General features: G+C 69.1%; 23 protein-coding genes. 9 read left to right on the top strand and 14 right to left on the bottom strand.

Features of this window, described 5'->3' with window-relative positions; genetic code table 11:
- Positions 1–46 precede the first annotated feature (46 nt).
- Positions 47–610: a carboxymuconolactone decarboxylase family protein gene (locus H0I76_RS00345; protein WP_200605592.1), complete on the top strand. Its 564-nt coding sequence runs from the start codon at positions 47–49 to the stop codon at positions 608–610.
- 72 nt (positions 611–682) lie between these two features.
- Here H0I76_RS00345 and H0I76_RS00340 read toward each other — a convergent pair whose 3' ends face one another.
- Positions 683–1,186, bottom strand: a complete 504-nt coding sequence (locus H0I76_RS00340; RefSeq protein WP_200605591.1) for a VOC family protein — start codon at positions 1,184–1,186, stop codon at positions 683–685.
- A 190-nt stretch (positions 1,187–1,376) separates the two neighbouring features.
- Here H0I76_RS00340 and H0I76_RS00335 point away from each other — a divergent pair, with 190 nt between their 5' ends.
- Positions 1,377–2,075, top strand: a complete 699-nt coding sequence (locus tag H0I76_RS00335) for a M48 family metalloprotease (protein WP_200605583.1) — start codon at positions 1,377–1,379, stop codon at positions 2,073–2,075.
- A complete protein-coding gene (locus H0I76_RS00330) occupies positions 2,068–2,391 on the top strand; it encodes a hypothetical protein (RefSeq protein ID WP_200605575.1) in 324 nt (107 codons plus the stop codon). Before H0I76_RS00335 ends, H0I76_RS00330 begins: the two co-directional genes overlap by 8 nt.
- Here the strand turns inward: H0I76_RS00330 and H0I76_RS00325 are convergent.
- Entirely contained in the window at positions 2,348–3,193 is an 846-nt protein-coding gene (locus tag H0I76_RS00325) for an EamA family transporter (protein WP_200605573.1), read from the bottom strand. The two genes, H0I76_RS00330 and H0I76_RS00325, sit on opposite strands and share 44 nt — an antisense overlap.
- A gap of 257 nt (positions 3,194–3,450) precedes the next feature.
- On the opposite strand from H0I76_RS00325, the gene H0I76_RS00320 reads away from it, so the two are divergent.
- Positions 3,451–3,741 carry a 4a-hydroxytetrahydrobiopterin dehydratase gene (locus H0I76_RS00320; protein ID WP_200605571.1) on the top strand — a complete coding sequence of 97 codons (291 nt, stop codon included), beginning with the start codon at positions 3,451–3,453 and terminating at the stop codon, positions 3,739–3,741.
- Between the two features lie 42 nt (positions 3,742–3,783).
- Here H0I76_RS00320 and H0I76_RS00315 read toward each other — a convergent pair whose 3' ends face one another.
- Positions 3,784–4,338: an ATP-binding protein gene (locus tag H0I76_RS00315; RefSeq protein ID WP_200605569.1), complete on the bottom strand. Its 555-nt coding sequence runs from the start codon at positions 4,336–4,338 to the stop codon at positions 3,784–3,786.
- Entirely contained in the window at positions 4,319–4,639 is a 321-nt protein-coding gene (locus tag H0I76_RS00310) for an STAS domain-containing protein (protein WP_200605567.1), read from the bottom strand. The genes H0I76_RS00315 and H0I76_RS00310 overlap by 20 nt, the downstream gene beginning before the upstream one ends.
- Before the next feature lie 140 nt (positions 4,640–4,779).
- Between H0I76_RS00310 and H0I76_RS00305 the strand changes: the two genes are divergently transcribed.
- The gene (locus H0I76_RS00305) at positions 4,780–6,093 is read left to right on the top strand and encodes a PP2C family protein-serine/threonine phosphatase (RefSeq protein ID WP_325165991.1); all 1,314 of its coding nucleotides are present in this window, start codon (positions 4,780–4,782) and stop codon (positions 6,091–6,093) included.
- A gap of 57 nt (positions 6,094–6,150) precedes the next feature.
- On the opposite strand, the gene H0I76_RS00300 is transcribed toward H0I76_RS00305, so the two are convergent.
- Entirely contained in the window at positions 6,151–6,576 is a 426-nt protein-coding gene (locus tag H0I76_RS00300; RefSeq protein ID WP_200605563.1) for an Hpt domain-containing protein, read from the bottom strand.
- 203 nt (positions 6,577–6,779) lie between these two features.
- Here H0I76_RS00300 and H0I76_RS00295 point away from each other — a divergent pair, with 203 nt between their 5' ends.
- Complete coding sequence (locus H0I76_RS00295) at positions 6,780–7,544, top strand: class II aldolase and adducin N-terminal domain-containing protein (protein WP_200605561.1); 765 nt, start codon at positions 6,780–6,782, stop codon at positions 7,542–7,544.
- 11 nt (positions 7,545–7,555) lie between these two features.
- Here the strand turns inward: H0I76_RS00295 and H0I76_RS00290 are convergent, their stop codons facing one another.
- From H0I76_RS00290 to H0I76_RS00280, 3 genes are all read right to left on the bottom strand, one after another.
- Positions 7,556–9,037: a CAP domain-containing protein gene (locus tag H0I76_RS00290; RefSeq protein WP_200605559.1), complete on the bottom strand. Its 1,482-nt coding sequence runs from the start codon at positions 9,035–9,037 to the stop codon at positions 7,556–7,558.
- A gap of 250 nt (positions 9,038–9,287) precedes the next feature.
- Positions 9,288–10,412, bottom strand: a complete 1,125-nt coding sequence (locus H0I76_RS00285) for a CaiB/BaiF CoA transferase family protein (RefSeq protein WP_200605557.1) — start codon at positions 10,410–10,412, stop codon at positions 9,288–9,290.
- Positions 10,413–10,414: 2 nt separating this feature from the next.
- Positions 10,415–10,984, bottom strand: a complete 570-nt coding sequence (locus H0I76_RS00280) for a hypothetical protein (protein ID WP_234455031.1) — start codon at positions 10,982–10,984, stop codon at positions 10,415–10,417.
- A gap of 177 nt (positions 10,985–11,161) precedes the next feature.
- Between H0I76_RS00280 and H0I76_RS00275 the strand changes: the two genes are divergently transcribed.
- On the top strand, positions 11,162–12,205 hold the full coding sequence (locus tag H0I76_RS00275; protein ID WP_200605555.1) for a radical SAM protein: 1,044 nt from the start codon (positions 11,162–11,164) through the stop codon (positions 12,203–12,205).
- A gap of 19 nt (positions 12,206–12,224) precedes the next feature.
- Complete coding sequence (locus H0I76_RS00270; RefSeq protein WP_200605554.1) at positions 12,225–13,826, top strand: GMC family oxidoreductase; 1,602 nt, start codon at positions 12,225–12,227, stop codon at positions 13,824–13,826.
- Positions 13,827–13,858: 32 nt separating this feature from the next.
- On the opposite strand, the gene H0I76_RS00265 is transcribed toward H0I76_RS00270, so the two are convergent.
- The 6 genes from H0I76_RS00265 to H0I76_RS00240 all read right to left on the bottom strand — a co-directional run bounded on the left by H0I76_RS00265 (position 13,859) and on the right by H0I76_RS00240 (position 20,826).
- A complete protein-coding gene (locus H0I76_RS00265) occupies positions 13,859–15,055 on the bottom strand; it encodes a trans-sulfuration enzyme family protein (RefSeq protein ID WP_200605553.1) in 1,197 nt (398 codons plus the stop codon).
- Positions 15,056–15,142: 87 nt separating this feature from the next.
- The gene (locus H0I76_RS19635) at positions 15,143–16,936 is read right to left on the bottom strand and encodes an adenylate/guanylate cyclase domain-containing protein (RefSeq protein ID WP_200605549.1); all 1,794 of its coding nucleotides are present in this window, start codon (positions 16,934–16,936) and stop codon (positions 15,143–15,145) included.
- Between the two features lie 74 nt (positions 16,937–17,010).
- Complete coding sequence (tdh, locus tag H0I76_RS00255) at positions 17,011–18,033, bottom strand: L-threonine 3-dehydrogenase (protein ID WP_200605548.1); 1,023 nt, start codon at positions 18,031–18,033, stop codon at positions 17,011–17,013.
- A complete protein-coding gene (locus H0I76_RS00250) occupies positions 18,030–19,217 on the bottom strand; it encodes a glycine C-acetyltransferase (RefSeq protein WP_200605547.1) in 1,188 nt (395 codons plus the stop codon). Before H0I76_RS00250 ends, tdh begins: the two co-directional genes overlap by 4 nt.
- Positions 19,218–19,268: 51 nt before the next feature.
- The gene (locus tag H0I76_RS00245; protein WP_200605546.1) at positions 19,269–19,859 is read right to left on the bottom strand and encodes a helix-turn-helix domain-containing protein; all 591 of its coding nucleotides are present in this window, start codon (positions 19,857–19,859) and stop codon (positions 19,269–19,271) included.
- A 58-nt stretch (positions 19,860–19,917) separates the two neighbouring features.
- Complete coding sequence (locus tag H0I76_RS00240; RefSeq protein ID WP_200605545.1) at positions 19,918–20,826, bottom strand: LysR substrate-binding domain-containing protein; 909 nt, start codon at positions 20,824–20,826, stop codon at positions 19,918–19,920.
- Positions 20,827–20,958: 132 nt separating this feature from the next.
- Between H0I76_RS00240 and H0I76_RS00235 the strand changes: the two genes are divergently transcribed.
- Positions 20,959–22,512, top strand: coding sequence for a trimethylamine methyltransferase family protein (locus H0I76_RS00235; protein ID WP_200605544.1), 1,554 nt, complete (start codon positions 20,959–20,961; stop codon positions 22,510–22,512).
- Positions 22,513–22,652 lie beyond the last annotated feature (140 nt).

Below are 22,652 nucleotides of genomic sequence, written 5' to 3'. Positions count from 1 at the left end.
CCTCGCAACGGGTCGCCATGGCCCCCACCCGAGACCGGAGCAAGCAATGACCGAGTTCACCCATTACGACCAGACCACCGCGCCCGAGGCCAGCAAGCCCCTGCTGGCCAAGTCGCAGGCCGCATTCGGGATGATCCCGGGCCTGCATGCGGTGATGGCCGAAGCGCCCGAACTGCTGGAGGCCTATCAGCGCGTGCACGAGCTGTTCCAGAACACAAGTTTCGACAAGGACGAGCTGACCGTGGTCTGGCAGAGCGTGAACGTCGAGAACGCCTGCCATTACTGCGTGCCGGCCCATACCAGCATCGCCAAGCGCATGGGCGTGGACGACGCGATCACCGAGGCGCTGCGCAACGGCACGCCGCTGCCGAGCCCGCGGCTCCAGGCGCTGCGCGACTTCACGCTCAAGCTGGTGCGCCAGCACGGCAACCTGTCGGACGAGGACGTGCAGACCTTCCTCGACGCGGGCTTTACCCGGCGCAACATCCTCGAGGTGATCCTGGGCTACGCGCAGAAGGTAATGTCGAACTACACCAACCACCTGGCCAGGACGCCGGTCGACAAGGTGTTCCAGAAGTTCGCGTGGTCGCCGGCCGACAAGGCGGCGTGAGGCTGAGGGCGGCCCGGGACTGCCGGGCCGCCAAGCCGCCGAAGCGGCGCGCAACCACCCGCCCCGCCGCAGCTATCTCGTGGCGAGCAGATCCCTCAGATCGAGCCGCGCATTGTCCATCGCGAGCTTGCCGTCGGCATCCACCGGCCATTGCTCGCGCGGGCGGTCCCAGTAGAGCTCGACCCCGTTGCCGTCCGGGTCGCGCAGGTAGACCGCTTCCGACACGCCATGATCCGCGGCGCCATCGATGCGGTAGCCGGCCTCGATCACACGGCGCACGGCATCGGCCAGGTCCGCCCGCGTCGGATAGAGAAACGCGGTGTGATAGAGCCCGGTATGGCCCGGCGGCGGCGGCGTGCCGCCACGGCTTTCCCAGACATTGAGGCCGATATGGTGGTGATAGCCGCCCGCCCCGAGAAAGGCCGCATCGCCCGACGGAAAGACCTGCATGACATCGAAGCCCAGAACGCCGGAGTAGAAGCCGATCGCGCGGTCGAGGTCTGCCACGCGCAGATGCACGTGTCCGATGCGCGCGGCTGGCGCGACGGGGCTTGGGGCGGGTTTGAGCGGCGTCATGGCGGTGCCTCGGGCTGTGTCTGATCCGCTCCAAAGCTATTCTTGCTCGCGGGCCAGTTCGAGCATCCGATTGGCAAGAAACTCTTGCCGTTCGGGCAACGGCGGATGGCCGGCCGGAGCGCGCAAGATCGCGGGAAACCTGCGCGCGGACCGGTGACCGGGCCGCCGGGCGCGCCTATATGTTTTGTCCATGATCAAGCTGCTGCCGCTCCTCCTGCTTATCATCGCGGGGCTCGCGATCTTCCGCTACAACGTGTGGCGGATGGGCCGTTCGCTGCGCCGGCAGTCGCGCCCGCTGCATCACGACCAGCTCGACCAGATCCTGGGACAGCTGGCGAGCGCCGCGGGGATCGACGACATCAAGGTGCGGCTTCTCGACAACCCGATGCCGAACGGCATGGCAACGCCCGAGGGCGAGATCTACCTCACGCGCGGCCTGTTCCGGCATTTCCAGTCCGGCAAGATCAGCGTGCACGAGCTGGGATCGGTGGTCGCGCACGAGCTCGGCCACCTGGCGCTGGGGCACACGCGCAGGCGGATCATCGACATGGCCGGCGCTCAGACCGCGCAGATCGTTCTGGGAGGAATCCTCGCGCGCTTTGTCGGCATCCTGGGCTGGTACGCGTCGCAGTTCCTGGTCTCGCTCTTCATCGCGCGGATCAGCCGGGGCGACGAGTTCGAGGCGGACGCCTATGCCACGGCCCTGATGATGCGCGCGGGGCTGGGCGCCGAGCCGCAGGCACAGATGCTCGAGAAGCTCGAGCAGATCCTGCCGCACAATCTGCTGGCGCAGCAGACCAGTTGGCTCGCATCGCACCCGCCCGTGGCCGATCGCACGGCGGCGATCCGCGCCAACGCGGCACGCTGGGGTGGGCGGCTCCATGCCTGAGAGCGTCGGCGACGCGGCCGTGGTTCTCGAGGCCGGGCACAGCCATCTCTACCCCGGCGCGAAACTGGGCGGCGCCGCGCCGCCCGCCACGGAGACCGATTGCCTGGTGCTTTTCGCCGACGGCGCGCAGGCTGGTGGGCGGGTCGCACCCGCCGATGGCGGTTGGCGGCTCGCGATCGGGGCCTACCGCACCGCCCGGGGCACGGCGATCGCGGCGAAGGGCTGGCTGATCGCCACGACACCCGAGGGCAGGCTGCGAGTGGCCGGTCGCATCAGCCCTTGGCAAGCCGAAGCAGGGCCGCCCCGGCAATCGTGATGGTGGTCGCTGCCACCTTTGCGAGGTCAAGGCGCTCGCGCAGCACGACCACGCCGATCACCAGGGCAAAGACGACGCTCGTCTCGCGCAGCGCGGTCACGAGTGCCAGCGGCGCCTGGGTGAAGGCGTAGACGACCATGGCATAAGCCACGAAGGACGCGCCGCCGCCGACCAGGAAGACGCGGCGCGCCCGACCCAACCCGCGCAGTTGGCCGGGCCGCAGCCAGGCCAGAAAGAGCGCGAATACCACCGCGTTGCCGATCGCGACGACGCTGTAGAACCCGAGCGCGGTGCCGGCCACGCGCGCGCCAAGGCCGTCGACCAGCGAGTATGCGGCGATGAAGCAACCGGTCACGACTGCAAAGAGAGCGGCGCGGCCGTTCCTGAGACCGTCGCGCTGGCGCACGAGGCCGAGGCTCATGATGCCCGCGCCGATGATCACGACGGCCGCGATCTCGACCGGGCCCAGCGCCACGCCGAGACAGCCGACCGATACCACGGCGACGATCAGCGGCGCGGTGCCGCGCGCGATCGGGTAGACCTGCGTCAGATCGCCGATCCGGTAGGCCTGCAGAAGAAACAGCTGATAGCCTTGATGCAGCAGGATCGAGGCGAGGATGTAGCCCCAACTCTCCGCGGCGGGGATCTGGGCCGCAGGTATGGCGAGCAGGGCGAAGAACCCCTGCCCCAGCACGACCGCACTCATGCCCTGGGTCTTGTCGCGGCCGCCCTTGACCAACGCATTCCAGATTGCATGAAGCAGCGCCGCGCCAAGCACGGTGAAGAAGATCGCAGCACTCACGGCCGATTCTCCGATCCACGCGCGTGGCAGCACCCGGACCTGTCATTGAAATGAGACGACGGGACACCTCATGCCGCATTGCGGAGGCAGATGCAAACGCGATGGCGGCAGCAGTGGCGATCGTCGCCCGCCCGTCCGGCGCGCGCGTGGCCGGGCTCGGCGCTTTGCGGTTGCGCGGGGCCCGGTTCGGTCCGGTCTTGGAGCCGCCCTGCCCCCGTGAGAGGATGGCACGACGCAGGCAACCGAGGAGACACGCGATGACCACGCCAGACGTCCCGGGCGAGCTCACGGATGCCGGATGGTCGTTGTCCGACGACGGCACCGCGCTGCGCAAGACGTTCCGCTTCAAGGGGTTTCGCGACGCGATGGCCTGGATGACGCGCGCGGCCTTCGAGGCCGAGCAGATCAACCACCACCCCGAATGGTCGAATGTCTACAACCGCGTCGATGTGCGGCTGACGACCCATGACACCGGCGGGCTGACCGAACGCGACATCAGCCTTGCGAGACGGATGGAGCGGATCGCCGTCCTACCCAAGGGCGGCTGAGGCGCCGAGGCTCGGGCGGCACGTCGCGGGCATGCGTGGCGATCAGGTCGCACGGATGGTCTCGGGGAGCCGTTTCTCAAGAAACAGCAGGTTGCATCCCGCGCCCCGGTGACGGTGAACCCGGTCGACCGAGGCTGCGATCAGCATGAGGCCCCATCCGCCCTCGGGCAGAGAGTCGAGATCGCAAGACGCGAAATCCACGGCGGCGCGCTCGGGGCCATGCGGCTCGAGACGCTCGGCCGGGACGGGCGGCCCATCGTCCTCGATGCAAATGGTGAGCCTTTCCGCCTCGCGCCACAGCCGCAACCGGATCACCGTGACGCTTGCCGGGCCGCCGCCGTGCTCGACCACGTTGTTGAGCGCCTCGGCCAGCGCGAGCCTGAGATCGGCGGCGATGTCTTCCGCCCCTGAGCCCGCCGCGAGGCCACCGCCCGGCACCGCGCCGCCCCCGAGCGAGAGCGCATCGCAAAACCCGGCCGCCGAGATTGTCCGGTCGACTGCGCCTGGCACGGCGCGGATATCGTTTGCGATGGCCAGCTCGAAATCCGGCGCGCGCGCGACGACCGCGGGCACGGCGTCAGGGTGCTGGCACGGCATCGTGGATCGTGAAGACGCGGTCCATCCGGGTCAACGCGAAGACCTTGCGGACCGCGGGGCTGAGGCAGGCGATCTCGAGTTTTCCGCGCGGTCCGAGATGCTTGTACGCGCCGACGACCGCGCCCAGCCCCGAGGAGTCGATGAACCCGACCGCGCCGAAGTCGAGCACGATGGCGTCGGCGCCCGTGTCGATCAGCTCGACGATCCCGCGCTTGAACTCTGCCGCGACGGCCGCGTCGAGGCGCGGCCCGGGAAGGCCGACCACGCAGCGCCCGCCGCTGCGTTCCACCGATAGCTGCATGGCGCTCTCCCCCGCATCCGTCACTCTCGGCGACAGCCTTACCCGCAAGGCATTAACGAAGCCCGAAGCGTGTCGCGCGGCACCCCGCGCGGCGGGCATTCAGCCTCGCTTAACCAAGATGCGCGAGGCTGCGAAATCGTGTGCCCAGCGACGCGGTGCGGCGAAAAGGGAGAAGCGCCATATCGGCCCCGGGGGAACACCAGGAGACGACGCGCCCTGACGCGCGGGATGGGGGGGCGGAACGCCTGCTCCTGGTCGACGACAGCCGGACGCAGCGATTGCTGCTCGCCTCGCGCCTGCGGGGTTGGGGCTACGATGTCACCGAGGCGGCCGACGGCGCGCAGGCGCTGGCCATGATCGAGCGCGAGGGCTTCCGGCTGGTCCTGAGCGACTGGGTGATGCCCGGCCTGAGCGGTCCGGAACTGTGCCGCGAGGTGCGGCGGCGCGAGACCGACCACCGGGCCTACGTCATCCTGCTCACCTCGCGACGCGAGAAGGCGGACGTTGCCGAGGGGCTGGGCGCGGGCGCCGACGATTTCCTCTCGAAACCCGTGGACGAAGGCGAGCTTGCCGCGCGACTGACCGCCGGAAAGCGGGTCATCGAGCTGCAGGAGCGCCTGATCGGCCAGCGCGAGGAAATGGCGCAAGCCTATCGCGAGCTGCGGACACTGCATGACCGGCTCGACCGCGACCTCGCCGCCGCGGCCGAGCTTCAGCGCGCCGTCCTGCCACCGCCCTTCGCGTGCGTCGCAGGCTTTGGCGTCGGCACGCTGTTTCGCGCGAAGGGGCATGTGGGGGGTGACCATGTCGGCTATTTCGCAGCGGGCGATGGCCTGCTTGGCGCCTTTTCGATCGACGTGTCGGGCCATGGCATCGCATCGGCGCTGCTCGCCATCCAGCTCGCGCAGCATTTCGATCCGGGGAATCCCCGCGGGAACATCGCGTTCGATGCCCGCCACCCGCGCGCGTTGCGGCTGCGCCCGCCCGCCGAGGTCGTGGCCGAGCTGAATGCACGCTACCTCTCGGGCGCGCGGCACGACTTCTATTTCACCATGACCTATGCGGTGCTGGCGCGCGAGACGGGCTGCGTGCGCCTGTGCCAGGCAGGGCATCCGCCGGCAGCCGTGATCGGGTGCGATGGCGCGGTCCGGTTCGCCGGCGACGGCGGGCCGCCCGTGGGCCTGCTGCCGGACATGCATTATCACGAGACGGCGCTGACGCTCTTGCCTGGCGAGCGGCTGGTGCTGCATTCGGACGGCATCGTCGAGGCGCGCGACGCCGCGAGCGGGGCGCTTCTCGATACCGAGGGCCTGGCGCGGATGCTGACGGCATCGGCAGCACTGCCGACCGAGGAGATCCTGCCCGAGCTAGTGTCCCGCGTCGAACGCTTCTGCGGCGCGTCCGGCTTCGAGGATGACGTCTCGGCCGTGCTGATCGAGCAGCCGGCCGCGTGACGCGAAGTCGCCCTCCCGGTCGGTCCCCGTCATGGTGGCCTGGCCGGGCGCGCGCTTCTAGCGATCCGTGAGTAGTCCCAGCGCGATCAGGGCATCGAGGCCATGGATCACCTCGGCCCGCAGCGAGGCGGCCGCGTCGGGGCCGGGGCATTCGCCCGAGCGGGCCTCGCCCTCGAGCCGTTCGCACAGGCCCGAGAGGCGGCCGAGCGCGAGATAGAGTGCGCTGCCCTTGATGAAATGGCACTGCTGCCCGGCCGCGACCGCGTCCCGCGCGGCGACCGCGGTATCGAGCGCGTCCAGTGCGCCCTGCGCCTCGGCGCGGAAGCTCGCCGCGACCCGGGACAGCAGATCCGGCCCGAACTCGGCCAGGATGGTCTCGAAAGCCATGACATCGAGCGTGCCGTCATCCGGGCCGATGCCCGCCCGTTGCAACGCCCCCGCGATCCCGCCCGGCAACATCCGCACCCCGCCCGTCATCCGCATCGCGCGATCCTGCCGACGCGGGGTTAAGGCGAGGTGTCGAGACCGGCAAATGTTCAGTTCGGAGCCCCAGAAAACGGCATCAAAGTCGGCCTGCGGGATTGGCCTGCCCTCGTTTCGCGGCAGGATCACGGAACCGTTTGTCAAGCGCACGCGGATGCGCGAGGATCGCGCCGACCCCTGCCCCCCCGATCACGGAGACGATGATGAGCGCCACCCCGATGCCCCGCCGCGAGACGAACATCGCCCATTGGGCCGAGCGCTGCGATCTGGCTGCAGCCTTTCGCTGGACCGCGCGGCTGGGCCTGCATGAGGCGGTTGCCAACCATTTCTCGCTGGCGGTCGATGACGCCGGCACGCGCTTTCTGATGAACCCCAACCAGCGTCATTTCAGCCTGATCACCGCCTCGTCGCTGCTCGAGATCGACGCGAACGACCCCGAGACGATGAACCGGCCCGACGCGCCGGACGCGACCGCTTGGGGCCTGCACGGCGCGCTGCACCGGCTGTGCCCCCATGCGCGCTGCGCGATGCATGTGCACTCGGTCCACGCCACGGTCCTGGCCTGTCTCGAGGATCCGCGCCTGCCCCCGCTCGACCAGAACTCGGCGATGTTCCACGGCAAGGTCGCGATCGACCAGCATTACGGCGGGCTGGCGCTGGACGAGGAAGCCGAGCGCGCCTGCTCGGCGCTGGCCGACCCGTCGAAATGCGTGCTGGTGATGGGCAATCACGGCGTGATGGTCGTGGGCGAGACCGTGGCGCAGACCTTCAACCGGCTCTACTACTTCGAGCGCGCGGCCGAGACCTACATCAAGGCCCTGTGGACCGGTCGCCCGCTGCGCTACCTGTCGGACGAGATTGCGGCCCGCACGGCGGCCGAGATCGACGAGTATGGCGGTTTCGCCGAGCGGCACCTTGGGGAGCTGCGCGCCATCCTCGACCGCGAGGAGCCCGAATACGCGCGCTGACCGCGTCCCGCTCAGACGATGAGCGCGCCGGGCTCCAGCAGATCGGGGCTCACGCCGATCAGGATGATACGCCCGCCATCGGGCAGATCGATGATCGTGTCGGCGCCGGCCTGCGTCAGCGCTAGGTCACCAAGCCCGCTCACGCCGGTGGCAGAGGTGAAGTCGAGCGTGTCGGCATCGGAATCGAAGTCCCAGACCCGGTCCATGCCGATCGACGGGCCGAACACGAAGCGGTCGTCGCCGATGCCGCCCCAGAGGTCATCGGTGCCGGCTCCGCCCTCGAGCACGTCATTGCCGGCGTCGCCCGCGAGGTAATCGTCGCCGTCGCCGCCCGAAAGAAGGTCGTCGCCCAGCCCGCCGGACAGCGTGTCGTCGCCACCCTCGCCGTAGAGGACATCGTCGCCGAAGCCGCCGCCGATGCTGTCGGCACCCGCACCGCCCCACAGCGTGTCGTGCCAGAACCCGCCCTCGAGCCGATCGTCGCCGTCACCGCCCCAGATCAGGTCGGCACCGGCTCCGCCAAGGATGTAGTCGCTGCCGGCATCGCCCCAGACCTGGTCCCAGCCGATGCCGCCGCGCAGAATGTCGTCGCCACCAGCCCCGGTGATCACGTCGTGGCCCGCGAAACCGTCGATCTCGTCGGCCACCTCGGTGCCCGCGAGCACGTCGTCGCCCTGTGTGCCCTGCGGCATCGCCGCAAGGACCGCGTCGGCCTGCTCGGCGTCGATCTTGACGTTGTGGCCGGCCATCACCGCGCTGAGGGTGACGCTGCCGCTGAGGTCGCCGCCCGAGAAGGTGACGGTATAGCTGCCGTCCGGAACCGCAAGAGAATAGCCGCCCGAGGCGAAAGTGAGCGTGCTGAAGCTTCCTGCCGCGCCCGTGGCGGTCACCGTCACGCCGCCAAGCCCCTCGCCGATGTCGTAGAAATCGTCGCCGTCGAGATCGTCGATGACCACGCCGGTGAAGAACCGCGCGCCGCTGGATGGCGAGGCGAACATCTCGCTCAGCATCGAGGCGTTGAACACGGTCCCGTTCAACGTGAACTTGCCCAGCGCCTGTCCGACGCCGAGCTCGACATAGGCTTCGTTCAGCATGTTGGCGCGGTGGCCCGACGAGAGGAACAGGTTGCGATGGTGCTGCTCGATCAGCGCGGCCGAGTTCACGAGCGGCCCCGTGGTGCCGATCCAGGACAGGTTCTCACCGAGCTGCCGCCACGAGTAGTCGACCGCGGCGGCACGGTCCGAGATCCTGCTTCCGCCCTCGCCGACATGCGAGAAGACATCGGCCTCGAGCATCCAGACGCTGTGCTGGTAGGCCGCGTCGTTGAGGGCCAGGCTGACCGCGAGCGGGTCCTTGGGGGTCAGGCTGATCGTGCCGGGGTCGAGGCCGTCATCGAGCGAGATGCCGTAGCGCTCCGCCTCGGCGACCGGGTCGAGGCGCGCGCGGTTGATCAGCTCGATGAGCAGCTGTTCCTCGGCCGTCGGCTCGCGCATTGCCCCCTCGTCCCTTTCCCCCGCCCGCAAAACGGCCCCCCGCGCGGAAACGCGACGCGTGGCCGGCGCGCAGGCACTCTGCGGCCCGATGGTGAACGACTCGTTGAAACGCGATCCGCATTACCGCCGCAGATCGATGGCGACGCCGGTGGCCTTGCGGCCGGCGATCACACCCAAAACGCTGAAAGCGCACCACTCCCATAGACTTGATAGCTCAAGTTGGAGTGATTTGCAAAGGTTTGCGAATCGCTCAGTCGCCAGCGAACTCCGCACGGATCGCCGCGCCGTGCTGATCGAGGGCGGGCACGGACGCCTCGGCGATCCAGTCGGCACGGGCGGCTGGCATCGGGAGCGACACCGTTCCCGCCTCGTGCGTGGCCGTCCAGCGGTCGAGCTGGGCGTGCTGCGAAAGCCCCGGCACGTCGTTGAGCGCGCCGAAGGCGACGCGCGCCGCGCTCAGGCGGGCCTCGGCTTCGGCGCGCGTGACGGTCACGAACCAGGCGGCGACCTCGCCATCGGTGCGGGCGCGCTCGGCCACGCGCTGGTTGTTGGTGGCCAGCGCCGGGTCGGCTGCCAGCGCGGCGTTCCCCATAACCTCGCCCGCGAGGACGCGCCACTCGCGATCCGACTGGATCGAGATCAGGATCGTCCCGCCGTCCTTGGTCGCGAAGGCCCCATAGGGCGCGATCGATGGATGCGCGAGACCCGCCTGCCCCGGTGCGCGCCCGAGGTAGTCGTGATGCAGCAGCGGCACGGTCATCCACTCGGCCATCGAGTCGAAGAGCGACACCTCGAGCGAAGCCCCCTCGCCGGTGCGAAAACGGCGCACCAGCGCGGTGGCGATGGCCCCGGCCGCGTTGATGCCCGTGCCGATGTCGGCAAGCGAGACGCCGATGCGCCCATAGGCCCCCGGCGCGCCCGACACCGCGATGATGCCCGATTCTGCCTGGATCAGAAGGTCATAGGCCTTGGCGGTGGCATAGGGCCCGTCGGGGCCGTAGCCCGACATGTCGCAGACCACCATCTCGGGCCGCGCGGCGCGCAGCGTCGCGGCGTCGAGCCCCATGCGGCCCGTCGCGCCATGGGCAAGGTTCTGGATGAAGACATCGGCGCGGGCCAGCATCGCGCGCATCACGGCCATGTCGGCAGGGTTCTTGAGGTCGAGGGCGACCGACTCTTTGCCCCGGTTGAGCCAGGCGAAATAGCTCGATATCCCGCCGGCCGCGCGGTCATAGCCGCGCGCGAAGTCGCCCTCGGGGCGCTCGACCTTGATCACGCGTGCGCCCGCCTCGGCAAGGCGCTGCGAGGCCATGGGTGCCGCCACCGCCTGTTCGAGCGAGACGACGAGAACCCCTTCGAGCGGACGCTGCGTCATGGTCAGAAGTCTTTGAGGCCCTTGAGATCGATCGCGCGGAAGAAGTCGAGCTTGGTCTCGGCCGGCGCCGAGCCCGAGATCTGCACCAGCACGCGGTTGTCGACCAGCGACTGCACCTCGCCATCATTGGTGACGACCACCATCTGCCGGTTGATGCGCTCGACCTTGCCCATCTGCGCCATCATCGCGGGATTGGTGAGCATCCCGCCCATCGCGGCCACGAGCTGGTTCTCGGCCATCAGCTGCACCGACACCGACTGGGTGCCGTTCGAGTAGTCGGCGCTCGCCATCAGCCCGCCGCCGAACATGCCGGCCGCCCCGGCGTTCGAGCTGGCCTCGGCCCGCGTCCAGCCCTCGAGCGGCTCGGGCAGGAAGGCCTCGAGCCCCGCGGCCTTCTGCTGCGCAAGCAGGGTCGCGGCGTAGTCGGTTTCCTCCTTCGCGGTGTCGACGTCGCCGGCCTTGTAGGCCTCGAGCGCCGCATTGAGCGTGTCCTCGATCTCGTCCGCCGCCGCCGGTGCCGCCATGGCCAGGCCCCAGAGTAAGAAAGCGCCTGCGAAATGCAGTCCCTTCATCAAATTCCTCCGTCAATCGCTGCGTGCTGGCGCCGCTGCCGGTCCTGCGCGGCGCGCGCCCCGCACTAGTTGCATACCCGCGCGGTGCGGGGCGATCAATCTCGGCGATCGATCCGCCCATGGCCTCTGGCGGCGCGGCGCGTTGCGCCTTAGGTTGGCACCAAACGAGGAGCAGCCATGTTCACGTCCGAGCGGCCCTACATCTTCCACGTCGAGCTGACCGACAAGTGCAATGCCGGCTGCCCGATGTGTCCGCGCACCGATGCGATGAACTTCTGCAAGCCGGACCGGACCAAGGTGTTCAATGTCGAGCTGGGCCTCGAGGATTTCCGGACGCATTTTACCGACGAATTCTGCGCGCGGACCGAGGAGATCGTCTTCGGCGGCGCCTATGGCGACCCGCTGGCCGCCTCGCAGCTGCTGGAGATCGTCGAGCACCTCACCGAGCGCGGCGTGCGGCTCGCGGTGTCGACCAATGGCGGCCTGCGCCCGCCGAAATGGTGGACGCGGCTGGGCGAGGCGATGAAGCGCACCGGCTCGCGACTTGAACTGCATCTCGACGGGCTGGCGGACACCAACCACCTCTACCGCGTCAACACGCGCTGGGAACGGATCATGGAGAACGCGCGCGCCTATATCGCGACCGGCGCGCGGGCCGAGTGGCACTTCATCATCTTCAAGCACAACCAGCACCAGATCGAGGAGGCCAATCGGCTGTCGAAGGAGATGGGCTTCGCCGAGTTCACCCTGATCGACACGATCCGCTTCTCGGGCGGGCCGACCTACGACTACGTGATGCCCACCGGCGAGCGTTGCGCGCTGGAGTTACCGGACGTGAAGGCAGCACAGTTTCGCGCGTCGGACGACGGCGGCGTCGCGCTGCTGGAGAAGCCCGCCGCGGCCACGGATGGGCCGCGCCTCGGCGTCAACGGGATCGACTGCAAGTCGGCCGCCTTCAACCGGCCCTACATCTCGGCCCATGGCCAGGTCTCGGCCTGCTGCTGGGTCACCGGCTCGGACGAGGAGGCCGCCTTCTTCGCGGACCACGGCCTCGGGCCTGAGCGCTACAACATCCGCAACCGACCGCTCGAGGACATCCTGCTCGACGAGCCCTTCGCGAGCCTCTATGCCCGGGCCTGGGCGCAAGACAGCCTCAAGAACTGCCGCCACAAGTGCGGAAGGATGCTGCGCAACAAGCGCAACACGCTGTGGTCTGCGTAAGCCGGCTTTGGGGGGACGGATGGCCGAGGAGTGGGACTACGTCATCGTCGGCGCAGGCACGGCTGGCTGCCTCCTGGCAAACCGCCTGAGCGCCGACCCGGCCAACCGGGTCCTGCTGCTCGAAGCCGGTGGCGATGACAGCTACATCTGGGTCAACATTCCCGTCGGCTATCTCTACTGCATCGGCAACCCGCGCACCGACTGGGGGTTCAAGACCCAGGCCGAGCCGGGGCTGGGCGGACGATCGATCCTCTACCCGCGCGGGCGCGTGCTGGGCGGATGCTCGTCGATCAATGGCATGATCTACATGCGTGGTCAGGCGCGCGACTACGACCAGTGGCGCCAGCTGGGCAACACCGGCTGGGGCTGGGACGACGTGCTGCCCTACTTCCGGCAGCACGAAGACTATTACGCCGGCGCCGACGAGATGCATGGCGCGGGCGGCGAATGGCGGGTCGAGAAGCAGCGCCTGCGCTGGGAAATCCTCGACGCCTTCGCCGAGGCCTGCGTTGCCGCCGGCATCCCGCGCACCGACGACTTCAACCGCGGCGACAATCTCGGCGTCAGTTATTTCCGCGTGAACCAGAAGTCGGGCTGGCGCTGGAACACGGCCCGAGGCTTCCTGCGCCCGGCGCAGAACCGCCCCAACCTGCACGTCGAGACCGGAGCGCAGGCCGAGAGGATCCTGCTTGGCGAGGGGCGCGCCACCGGCATCGCCTACCGCAAGGGGGGCGAGGCGCGCGAGGCGCTGGCGAGGGGCGAGGTGATTCTGGCCGCAGGCGCCATCGGCTCTCCGCATCTTATGCAGCTTTCCGGCATCGGGCCGGGTGACGTGCTGCGCGATAACGGAATCGAGGTGGTGCACGAATTGCCGGGCGTGGGCGAGAACCTGCAGGACCATCTGCAGCTGCGCTGCATCTTCCGCGTCGAGGGAGTGCGGACGCTGAACCAGCGCGCCCGCAGCCTGATCGGCAAGGCCGGCATCGCGCTGGAATACGCGCTGACACGCTCGGGGCCGATGTCGATGGCGCCCTCGCAGCTTGGCGTTTTCGCGAAATCCTCGGACACGGTCGAGACCGCCGATCTCGAATATCACGTCCAGCCGCTGTCGCTGGAGAAGTTCGGCGAGGACCTGCACCCCTTCCCCGCCTTTACCGCCAGCGTGTGCAACCTGCGACCCACCAGCCGCGGCAGCGTGCGGCTTGACGGGCCGGTCCCCACGTCGCATCCCCTGATCGCACCCGGCTACCTGTCGACCGAGGGCGACCGGCAGGTTGCTGCGAACGCCATCCGACTGACCCGGCGCATCGCCGCGCAGGCACCGCTCGCGCGCTACAAGCCGCAGGAATACAAGCCCGGTCCGGATTACGGCGACGACGACGAGGCGCTGGCCCGCGCGGCCGGTCAGATCGGGACCACCATCTTCCACCCCGTCGGCACCGCGAAGATGGGCGCCGACCCGATGGCTGTGGTCGACGACCGCCTGAGGGTCCATGGCATTGCCGGGCTCAGGGTCATCGACGCCTCGGTGATGCCGACGATCACCTCGGGCAACACCAACGCCCCCGCCCTGATGATCGCCGAGAAGGGCGCCGAGATGGTGCTGGCCGACGCGCGCTAGGGCCTGCCGCGCCGCGTGCCGCCGCCCCGCTCTCAGGCCCGGGCGGCGGCGGCCACGGCCTCGGTGATCTCGCGCGTCAGAAGGCCGATATCCTCGACCCCGACCGAGACGCGGATGAACCCCTCGGTGATGCCAAGCGCCGCGCGCCCCTCGGGCGTCAGCCCGCGATGCGAGGAGCTGGCCGGATGGGACAGCGTCGTGCCCACGTCGCCCAGCGTCGGCGCGAAGGCGATGTTTTCCGCCGCGCGCAGGAACGCGTTGACCTGTGCGCGCCCGCCCTTCAGCCGGAACGACAGCATGTTGCCGCCGCGCCCGCCCAGGACCGCCTGCGCGCGGTTGTGGTCGGGATGATCGGCGCGGCCGGGATAGAGGACGGCCTCGACCCCGTCGAGCCCGGCCAGAACGCCGGCCAGTGCCGCAGCGTTCGCCTCGGCGCGGTCGTAGCGCAGGTCGAAGGTCGTGAGGCCGCGCTCGGCCAGCCAGCAGTCGAACGGGCTGGGCGTCAGCCCCCAGGTGACGATCGCATCGTAGATGGCCTTGCTGCGCTCGGGCGTGTCGGCCGCGATCCAGCCCAGCGTCACGTCGGAATGCCCCGCCAGCAGCTTGGTCAGCGAGTGGATCACCACGTTGGCCCCGTGTGCAAAGGGCCGATAGGCGCGCGGCGTGGTGAAGGTGTTGTCGACCGCCAGCAGCACCCCGCGGCGGCGGGCGATCTCGGCGATCGCCTCCATGTCGGCGACGCGCAGGGTCGGGTTGGACACGACCTCGACCAGGATGAGCCTGGTCTCGGGCCGGATCGCCGCCTCGATGGCGGCGGCGTCGGTGGGATCGGCCAGGGTCGCCTCGATGCCGAGACGCGGCAGGTCTTGCGTGAGCAGCCTCAGCGACCGCCCGTATAGCTGGTCGCCCGCAACGATGTGGTCGCCCGCGCGGCACAGGCCCAGGAACAGCGCCGAGACCGCGCCCATGCCCGACCCTGTCACCACGCCTTGCCCCATCTCCGGCGTCACGCCCTCGAGCCAGTCGATCTTCTGGCCAATGATGGTGGCGTTCGGGTGCCCTTCGCGCGCATAGGTGTAGCCCTTGAGCTGCCCCATGTACTGGGCGTCAAGCTCATCCGCGTCGGCCGACCGGTAGACCACGGACGGGAAGATCGGGCTCACCACCGGGCGCGAGACCGAGGGCGGCACCGGGGTGCGGCGAACGAGCGAACGGGGATCGTGGGTCATGGCGGCAGATTCCGGCTGAGGAAGGGGACCGCCACAACCATCACAGACAAGCGCCGCGCGCAACGCCCCTCATGCGCGGCCGCGTGTTCAGTTCCCGACACCGGATGCGGCACCCTCGGCCTCGCGCAGGGCCTCGGGCGGCAGGCCGCCCTTCCGCAGCCCGTCCAGGAAATGCGCGCGGTGGCGCGGATCGGCATAGGGGAACACCACGGGCCAGTAATGCGCGGCATCGGCCGGGGCGGTCGCCGCGATCTCGGGCAGAAGAGCCGCCGCCTCGTCCTCTGCGCCGACCTGACCGAGGCAGGCGAGCAGCGTCACGAGGGTCGGATGAACACGGCGACTGGCGAGTGCGGCGCGCGCGCAGTCGACGGCCTCGGCATAGTGCCCGAGGCCGTAATGCGCCAGGGCCATGCGGCCCATGAAGTGGAAGGTCAGCGGTTCGTGAGGGCTCAGCCGCATCCCGGTCCGCAGGGGCTCGATCGCCTCGGCGAACCGGCCCATGGCGACCCGCAGCCAGCCGAGCCCGAAATGGCCGAAAGCGAAGTTCGGGTTGAGATCGATCGCCTTCTGCGCCGCCGCCAGCGCCTCGTCGAACCTGAGCGCGACGAACCGCGCGGTGAACAGGGCGTAGTGGCAATAGGGGTCTCGATCATCGAGCACCAACGCCCGCTCGGCGGCCGCGGTCAACTCGGCGACATCCTCCTCGACCGCGGGGCTGAATCCGAACGCGATCCGCGAGGCAAGCGCCCGCGCCAGCGCCATGTGCGCCCGGCTGAACCCCGGATCGAGTGCGATCGCGCGGCGCTGCCAGCGGATGCCCTCGGAGATCTGAGCGTCCTCGATCTGGTAGTGGTGCCACATCCCGCGCATGCAGCATTCATAGGCGTCGAGCCGCTCGGTCGGCCGGTGCACGGCACGGCGGCCCTCGCCCATCAGGATCTCGGGCTCGATGGCCGCGACCACCGCCTGCGTCAGCTCGTCCTGAATCGCGAATATGTCCGAGTAGTCGCGGTCGTGGCGCTGCGCCCAGAGATGCACGCCGCTGCCGGCCTCGATCAGCTGGCCCGTGACCCGCACGCGCCCGCCGGCCTTGCGGACGCTGCCCTCGAGGACGTAGCGCACCCCAAGTTCGCGGGCGATCTGCTTCACATCGATGGCGCGGCCCTTGTAGGTGAAGCTCGAATTCCGCGCGATCACGAAGAACCAGCGGTAGCGCGACAGCGCGGTGATGATGTCCTCGGTGAGGCCGTCGGCAAAGAACTCCTGCTCGGGGTCGCCCGACATGTTCACGAAGGGCAAGACGGCGATCGAGGGCTTGTCCGGCAGTCCGGGCTGCGTATCCGAGCCGGCGCGAGCCGCCCCGTCGTCGCGGCGCCACTCGACATGGCAGAGCTGCACCGGGCGGGGGATGTTCTTCAGCCGCCGCTCGCCCGCCGGCGCGAGTGGAAAATTCAGCTTGCCCTCGACCTGGTCGCGCAATGCCGCCGAGATGCAGATGCCCGCGGGTTCGGCAATCTCCTGCAATCGTGCCGCGACGTTGACGCCGTCGCCCAGAAGGTCGCCGCCATCGACCACCACGTCGCCGAGATTGAGCCCGATGCGGAACTCGACGCGCCGCTCGCGCGGGAGGTCGGCATTGCGCCGGTGCATCGCGCGCTGGATCGCGACAGCCGCGCGCACCCCCAGCACCGCGCTCGTGAACTCGGCGACAAGGCTGTCACCGGCCGACCCGAAGATGCGCCCGCTATGCTCGCCGACCAGCTCCGCGATCGTCGCGCGGCAGGTGGCGAGGGTCGCAAGCGTCCCTTCCTCGTCCTGCGACACGAGACGGCTGAAACCAGCGACATCGGCCGCGAGGATCACGGCGAGCTTGCGTTCCACGGGTCAAGCGCCCCCGGCGCGAATTGACCGATGGATCAGGGTAGTCCGGCCGGCGGGTGGCGCAAAGCCCGTTGTTAGGCCACCTCGAGCACGACCTTGTTCGCCTCGCCCCGCGACACGGCCTCGAAGCCCTGCGCGAAGTCCTCGAAGGCAAGCCGGTGCGAGATGACCGGGCTCACGTCGAGGCCGGACTCGAGCATCGCCAGCATCTTGTGCCACGTCTCGTACATCTTGCGGCCGTAGATGCCCTCGAAGGTCAGGCCCTTGAAGATCGCGGTGTTGAGGTCGATCGCCGGGCGCTTTGCAAAGAGCCCCAGCAACGCGACCTTGCCGCCGGTGATCATGGCCCCGATCATCGCGTCGAGCGCGGCCTCGGCGCCCGACATCTCGAGCCCGACATCAAAGCCTTCGCGCATGCCAAGCGCACGCATCACGTCGCGCAGATCCTCGCGGTCGGCGCGCACGCCGCGGGTCGCGCCCATCTGCTCGGCCAGCCGCAGGCGGGCGTCGTTGATGTCGGTGACGACCACGTGGTGCGCGCCGACATGCCGGCATACGGCCGCGGCCATGCAGCCGATCGGCCCGGCACCGGTTATCAGCACGTCCTCGCCCACCAGATCGAAGGCCAGCGCAGTGTGCACCGCGTTGCCCAGCGGGTCGAGGATCGCCGCGATCTCGTCGGGAATGCTGTCGGGCAGCGGGCGCAGGTTGGCTTCGGGGATCACGACCCACTCGGCGAATGCGCCCTGCCGGTTCACGCCGATGCCCTTGGTCTGGGCGCAGATATGGGCGCGCCCGGAAAGGCAGTTGCGGCAATGGCCGCAGGGGATGTGTCCCTCGCCCGACACCCGCGCGCCGATGGTCGCATTCGCGCCGGGCCCGTTCGCCTCGACGACGCCCATGTATTCGTGGCCCACGACCATCGGAACGGGCACCGTCTTGCGCGCCCAGTCGTCCCATTTCCAGATATGCATGTCGGTGCCGCAGATCGAGGCGCGTTTGACGCGGATCAGCACGTCGCCCGGGCCCGGCACCGGCTTCTCGACGTCGCGCAGGACCAGGCCCGGCGCGTCCTCGGCCTTCACGAGGGCTTTCATGCGATCACTCCCAGCCTGCGGCCGACGGCCGTGAAGCCCGCGATGGCGCGGTCGATGTCCGCGGCGCTATGGGCCGCCGACATCTGCGTGCGGATGCGCGCGAGCCCGCGCGGCACCACGGGGAACGAGAAGGCGGTGACGAAGATCCCTTCCTTCATCATCTCGGCCGCGAAATCCTGCGCGAGCCGCGCATCCCCCAGCATCACGGGGATGATGGGATGCTCGCCGGGGATAAGATCGAAGCCCGCCTTTTCCATTCCGGCGCGGAAGCGTTGGGCATTCACGGCCAGCCGCTCGCGCAGCGTCGCGTCCTCCTCGACCATGGTCAGCGCCTCGAGGGTCGCGGCGACGATGGCCGGCGGCAGGGCATTCGAGAACAGATACGGCCGCGCCCTCTGGCGCAGCATCTCGACCAGCGGGCGCGGTCCCGCGATATAGCCCCCCGCGGCGCCGCCCAGCGCCTTGCCGAAGGTGCCCGAGAGAAGCTGCACCCGCTCGCGCACGCCCCAGTGATCGGGCGTTCCGGCGCCATGGGGGCCGACGAAGCCCACGGCGTGGCTGTCATCGACCATCACCATCGCGCCGTGCTTCTCGGCGAGATCGCAGATCGCGGGAAGGTTGGCGATGATCCCGTCCATCGAGAACACGCCATCGGTGACGATCAACCTGTGCCGCGCATCGGCGGCCTCGACCAGCCGGGCCTCGAGCTCGGCCATGTCATTGTTCGCATAGCGCAGGCGGCGCGCCTTGCACAGCCGCACGCCATCGATGATCGAGGCATGGTTGAGCGCGTCCGAGATGATCGCGTCCTCGGGCCCCAGAAGCGCTTCGAAGACGCCCGCATTGGCGTCGAAGCACGACGCGAACAGGATCGCGTCCTCGGTGCCCAGGAACCCCGCCAGCCGTTTCTCGAGCCGGTGATGCAGGTCCTGGGTGCCGCAGATGAACCGCACCGAGGCCATGCCCAGACCGTGGCTGTCGATCGCGGCCTTGGCGGCGGCCTTCAGCCGCGGATGATCGGCCAACCCGAGATAGTTGTTGGCGCAGAAATTGAGGTAGTCGGCATCGCCCACGCGCACATGTGACGACTGGGCCGAGACGATCTCGCGCTCGCGCTTTGTCAGCCCCTCCGCCTCGATGCGGCCGAGGGCTTCCGAAGTGTGTGTTATGAGGTCATCAGGCATCGCTTTCCCCTATATCGTATGACTTCCAATATAGCGCACAATTGCGGCTGTCTAGCCGATTCCCGACCCGCTCTGCCCACTCATGTCGACGACTAGAAGGGCGCGCGCCGCGCCGTCTCCGGGATTGCGGATCGCGTGTGGTCGGTCAGCACGATAGCGCAAGGTGTCGCCTGTCTCGGCCCGCATGACGACGCCTCCCGCCTCGACCTCGAGACAGCCGGTCAGGCAGGTCAGGTGCTCGACCGTGCCCGCGAGGTGAGGCTGCGAGACCTGGGCGCCACCGGGCTCGGCGGTGAAATCGTACCACTCGATCGCCAATGCAGTATGCAGCGGGTTGAGCGCGCGCAACCGGCATTTTCCGTCAGCGCTCCCCATGCTCGGGGTCGCATAGCCCGGCGTGCACACGATCGCGCTCTCGACCGCACGGCTCCCTTCGACGCTGGCAAGGTCGATCCCCAGTGCCCGCGTGATGTTCCAGACGGTGGTGAAGGTCGGGTTCACGGCGCCGCGCTCGATCTGGCTCAGCATGCTCTTCGACACGCCGCAAAGCGCGGAAAGCCCCTCGAGCGTCAATCCCTGCCGCTTGCGTGCGCGGCGCACCAGTTCCGCCAGCGCGGGGGGCGGCGTAAGGTCGTTTGGCATCTATCGGCCTCCATATCCCGAACGAAGTGCAGTATATTGGAAAAATGGCCGCAGGCAATCACGGGAGTCCGGCGCCCAGCATCCAGTCGCGAACCCTCAGAGCGGTGCTGTCGGCCTCGGAGCGCGCGGGCCACACGACGTGAAAGCCCGCACCCGTCGCCAGGCTATGGCGCGAGACGCAGACGAGGAGCCCCGCGCGCAGCATCGGCTCGACAAGGTGGCGCCAGCCCAGCGCGATCCCCTGCCCCGCAAGCACCGCCTGCACCACCAGCACGTAGTCGTTGATCAGGAGCCCGCTGGAGCGCGACGGAGGCGCCACCCCGATTCCTCGGAACCAGTCGTCCCAGTCCGGGCACGGGCGGAAGGGTTCCTCGAGATGGATCAGCCGGTGCCGCGCGATCTCGGCGTCGCTGGGTGGCGTGCCGTGCGCGTCCAGATAGGCGGGGGCGGCGATGGCCACGATCTCCTCCTCGGCCAGCAGCGCGCTCTCGCATCCGGGCCAGTCGCCGGGCTGGCCGCCTCGCAGTGCCAGCGGCAGGCGCTCGGCAAGGATGTCGAGATCACGGTCCGAGGTCTGGATCCGCAGATCGACGCCCGGCATTGCCTCGCGAAACCGCGGCAGGCGCGGCAGCATCCAGAAGCTGGCGAAGGCCGTCGACGCCGAGAGCGTCACATGCCGGTCGGTGCCGAGTGCCGCCAGTTCCGCGATCCCCTTGCGGATATGGCCAAGCCCCAGCGCTACGTCCGCATGCAGCCGCCGCCCGGCCTCGGTCAGCGCCACGGCGCGATGGCGGCGGGTGAAGAGCGGCACGCCGTGATGTTCCTCGAGGGCGCGCACCGCAAGGCTGACAGCGGCCTGGGTCATGCCAAGCTCGGCCGCCGCACGGGTGAAGCTCAGATGCCGCGCCGCCGCCTCGAAGACGACGAGCGGGCGCGCGACAGGCAGGATCTGGCGCAGCGGTTGCATAAGCCGAGCTTATCTGACGTCCGAGAATTTTCCAGCGTCACGGCAGGCCGCACGCGACGTAGGCTGGCCCGATGACTGGAGCGGAGAACCCACGCCGCAACGTGAGGACTGCGCCCGACCGGAGACCGAGAGATGACCCCCACGCCCGACACCGCAGAACGATCTGGCCGCGGCGCCTCGGCCCGCGCCCGCCGGCGCGACAGCCGCGCCGCGGGGCCGGCCGGGCCGGCCTACATCACCCGCGCGATCCCGACCTACGACGTCGCGCCCGAGGAATCGCTGGTGATGATCGAGGACACGGCCGCGCGGATCCTCGAGGAGGTCGGAATCGAGTTCCGGGGCGGCGACGCCCCCGCGATCGAGCACTGGCGCGCCGCCGGCGCCGAGGTCTCGGGCGAGCGCATCCGCTTCCCCCGCGGCCTGGTCGCCGAGGTGCTGAAGACGGCGCCCCGCGAGTTCACGCAACACGCCCGCAACCCGGCCCGGTCCGTGGTGATCGGCGGGCGCAACACGGTGATGGCCCCGTCTTATGGCTCGCCGTTCGTGATGGATGCCGACCGCGGCCGGCGCTACGGCACCATCGAGGATTTCCGGAACTTCGTGAAGCTCGCCTATTCTTCGCCCTGGCTGCACCACTCCGGCGGCACGGTCTGCGAACCGACCGACGTGCCGGTGAACAAGCGGCACCTCGACATGGTGCTGGCGCATCTGACGCTGTCGGACCGCGCCTTCCTCGGCTCGGTCACGGCCGAGGAGCGGGTCGTGGACTCGGTCGAGATGGCCCGGATCGTCTTCGGCGCGGCGTTCGCCGAGCAGAACTGCGTGGTGATGGGCAACTTCAACGTCAACTCGCCGCTGGTCTGGGACGCGACCATGACCACCGGGATCCGCGCCTATGCCCGAGCGAACCAGGGGACGGTGATCGTGCCCTTCATCCTGGGCGGCGCGATGGGGCCGGTGACGATGGCCGGCGCGATCGCCCAAGCCCATGCCGAGACGCTGGTGGGCTGCGCGCTCACCCAGCTCGAGCGGCCGGGTGCGCCGACGATCTACGGCAACTTCCTGTCCTCGATGTCGCTGCGCTCGGGCTCGCCGACCTTCGGGACGCCCGAGCCCGCCATCGGATCGATGATCGTGGGGCAGCTGGCGCGCCGCGCGGGGCTGCCGCTGCGCTGCGCGGGCAACTTCTCGAACTCGAAGCTGCCGGACGCGCAGGCGATGGGCGAGAGCGTGATGTCGATGCTCTCGGCCATCCATTGCGGTGCGAATTTCCTGTTGCACTCGGCCGGCTTCCTCGATGGACTGCTGTCGATGTCCTACGAGAAGTTCATCCTCGACGCCGACTTGTGCGGGGCGCTGCACAGCTACATGGCCGGCGTGGTGGTGAACGAGGACACCCTGGCCATGGACGCCTTCCAAGAGGTCGAGCCCGGCGGGCATTTCCTGGGATGCGACCACACGATGCGCCACTATCAGACCGCCTTCTGGGACAGCCAGACCGCCGACAACGAACCCTGGGAGACCTGGTCCGAGAACGGATCGGAAGACGCGATGACCCGCGCGAACCGTCGCTGGAAGCAGGTGCTGGCCGAGTACGAGGCGCCGCCGATGGACGAGGCGATCCGCGAGGCGCTGGAGGACTTCGTGGCCAGACGCAAGTCGGAAATGCCCGATGCCTGGTACTGACCGGACGGCGATGCACAGCGCAGCCACGGCCGCGTTGCGCCGTCTTTCACGCGTGAAATCTTCGCAAGATACTGAAATCGATAAACTTTCAGAGTCATCCGCGTTTCGCGACCAACCGGCCGCGTGAGCGAAAGAGGCAG

This window comes from Thermohalobaculum xanthum (genome assembly GCF_016623495.1).
In the GTDB taxonomy this organism is placed as follows: Bacteria; Pseudomonadota; Alphaproteobacteria; order Rhodobacterales; family Rhodobacteraceae; genus Thermohalobaculum; species Thermohalobaculum xanthum.
This window is presented reverse-complemented; position numbering and strand designations above follow the sequence as displayed.

Coding starts and splice junctions, on each gene's coding strand:
- H0I76_RS00345 (WP_200605592.1), top strand. CDS start 47: ATGACCGAGTTCACCCATTACGACCAGACCACCGCGCCCGAGGCCAGC.
- H0I76_RS00340 (WP_200605591.1), bottom strand. CDS start 1,186: ATGACGCCGCTCAAACCCGCCCCAAGCCCCGTCGCGCCAGCCGCGCGC.
- H0I76_RS00335 (WP_200605583.1), top strand. CDS start 1,377: ATGATCAAGCTGCTGCCGCTCCTCCTGCTTATCATCGCGGGGCTCGCG.
- H0I76_RS00330 (WP_200605575.1), top strand. CDS start 2,068: ATGCCTGAGAGCGTCGGCGACGCGGCCGTGGTTCTCGAGGCCGGGCAC.
- H0I76_RS00320 (WP_200605571.1), top strand. CDS start 3,451: ATGACCACGCCAGACGTCCCGGGCGAGCTCACGGATGCCGGATGGTCG.
- H0I76_RS00315 (WP_200605569.1), bottom strand. CDS start 4,338: ATGCCGTGCCAGCACCCTGACGCCGTGCCCGCGGTCGTCGCGCGCGCG.
- H0I76_RS00310 (WP_200605567.1), bottom strand. CDS start 4,639: ATGCAGCTATCGGTGGAACGCAGCGGCGGGCGCTGCGTGGTCGGCCTT.
- H0I76_RS00300 (WP_200605563.1), bottom strand. CDS start 6,576: ATGCGGATGACGGGCGGGGTGCGGATGTTGCCGGGCGGGATCGCGGGG.
- H0I76_RS00295 (WP_200605561.1), top strand. CDS start 6,780: ATGAGCGCCACCCCGATGCCCCGCCGCGAGACGAACATCGCCCATTGG.
- H0I76_RS00290 (WP_200605559.1), bottom strand. CDS start 9,037: ATGCGCGAGCCGACGGCCGAGGAACAGCTGCTCATCGAGCTGATCAAC.
- H0I76_RS00285 (WP_200605557.1), bottom strand. CDS start 10,412: ATGACGCAGCGTCCGCTCGAAGGGGTTCTCGTCGTCTCGCTCGAACAG.
- H0I76_RS00280 (WP_234455031.1), bottom strand. CDS start 10,984: ATGAAGGGACTGCATTTCGCAGGCGCTTTCTTACTCTGGGGCCTGGCC.
- H0I76_RS00275 (WP_200605555.1), top strand. CDS start 11,162: ATGTTCACGTCCGAGCGGCCCTACATCTTCCACGTCGAGCTGACCGAC.
- H0I76_RS00270 (WP_200605554.1), top strand. CDS start 12,225: ATGGCCGAGGAGTGGGACTACGTCATCGTCGGCGCAGGCACGGCTGGC.
- H0I76_RS00265 (WP_200605553.1), bottom strand. CDS start 15,055: ATGACCCACGATCCCCGTTCGCTCGTTCGCCGCACCCCGGTGCCGCCC.
- tdh (WP_200605548.1), bottom strand. CDS start 18,033: ATGAAAGCCCTCGTGAAGGCCGAGGACGCGCCGGGCCTGGTCCTGCGC.
- H0I76_RS00250 (WP_200605547.1), bottom strand. CDS start 19,217: ATGCCTGATGACCTCATAACACACACTTCGGAAGCCCTCGGCCGCATC.
- H0I76_RS00245 (WP_200605546.1), bottom strand. CDS start 19,859: ATGCCAAACGACCTTACGCCGCCCCCCGCGCTGGCGGAACTGGTGCGC.
- H0I76_RS00240 (WP_200605545.1), bottom strand. CDS start 20,826: ATGCAACCGCTGCGCCAGATCCTGCCTGTCGCGCGCCCGCTCGTCGTC.
- H0I76_RS00235 (WP_200605544.1), top strand. CDS start 20,959: ATGACCCCCACGCCCGACACCGCAGAACGATCTGGCCGCGGCGCCTCG.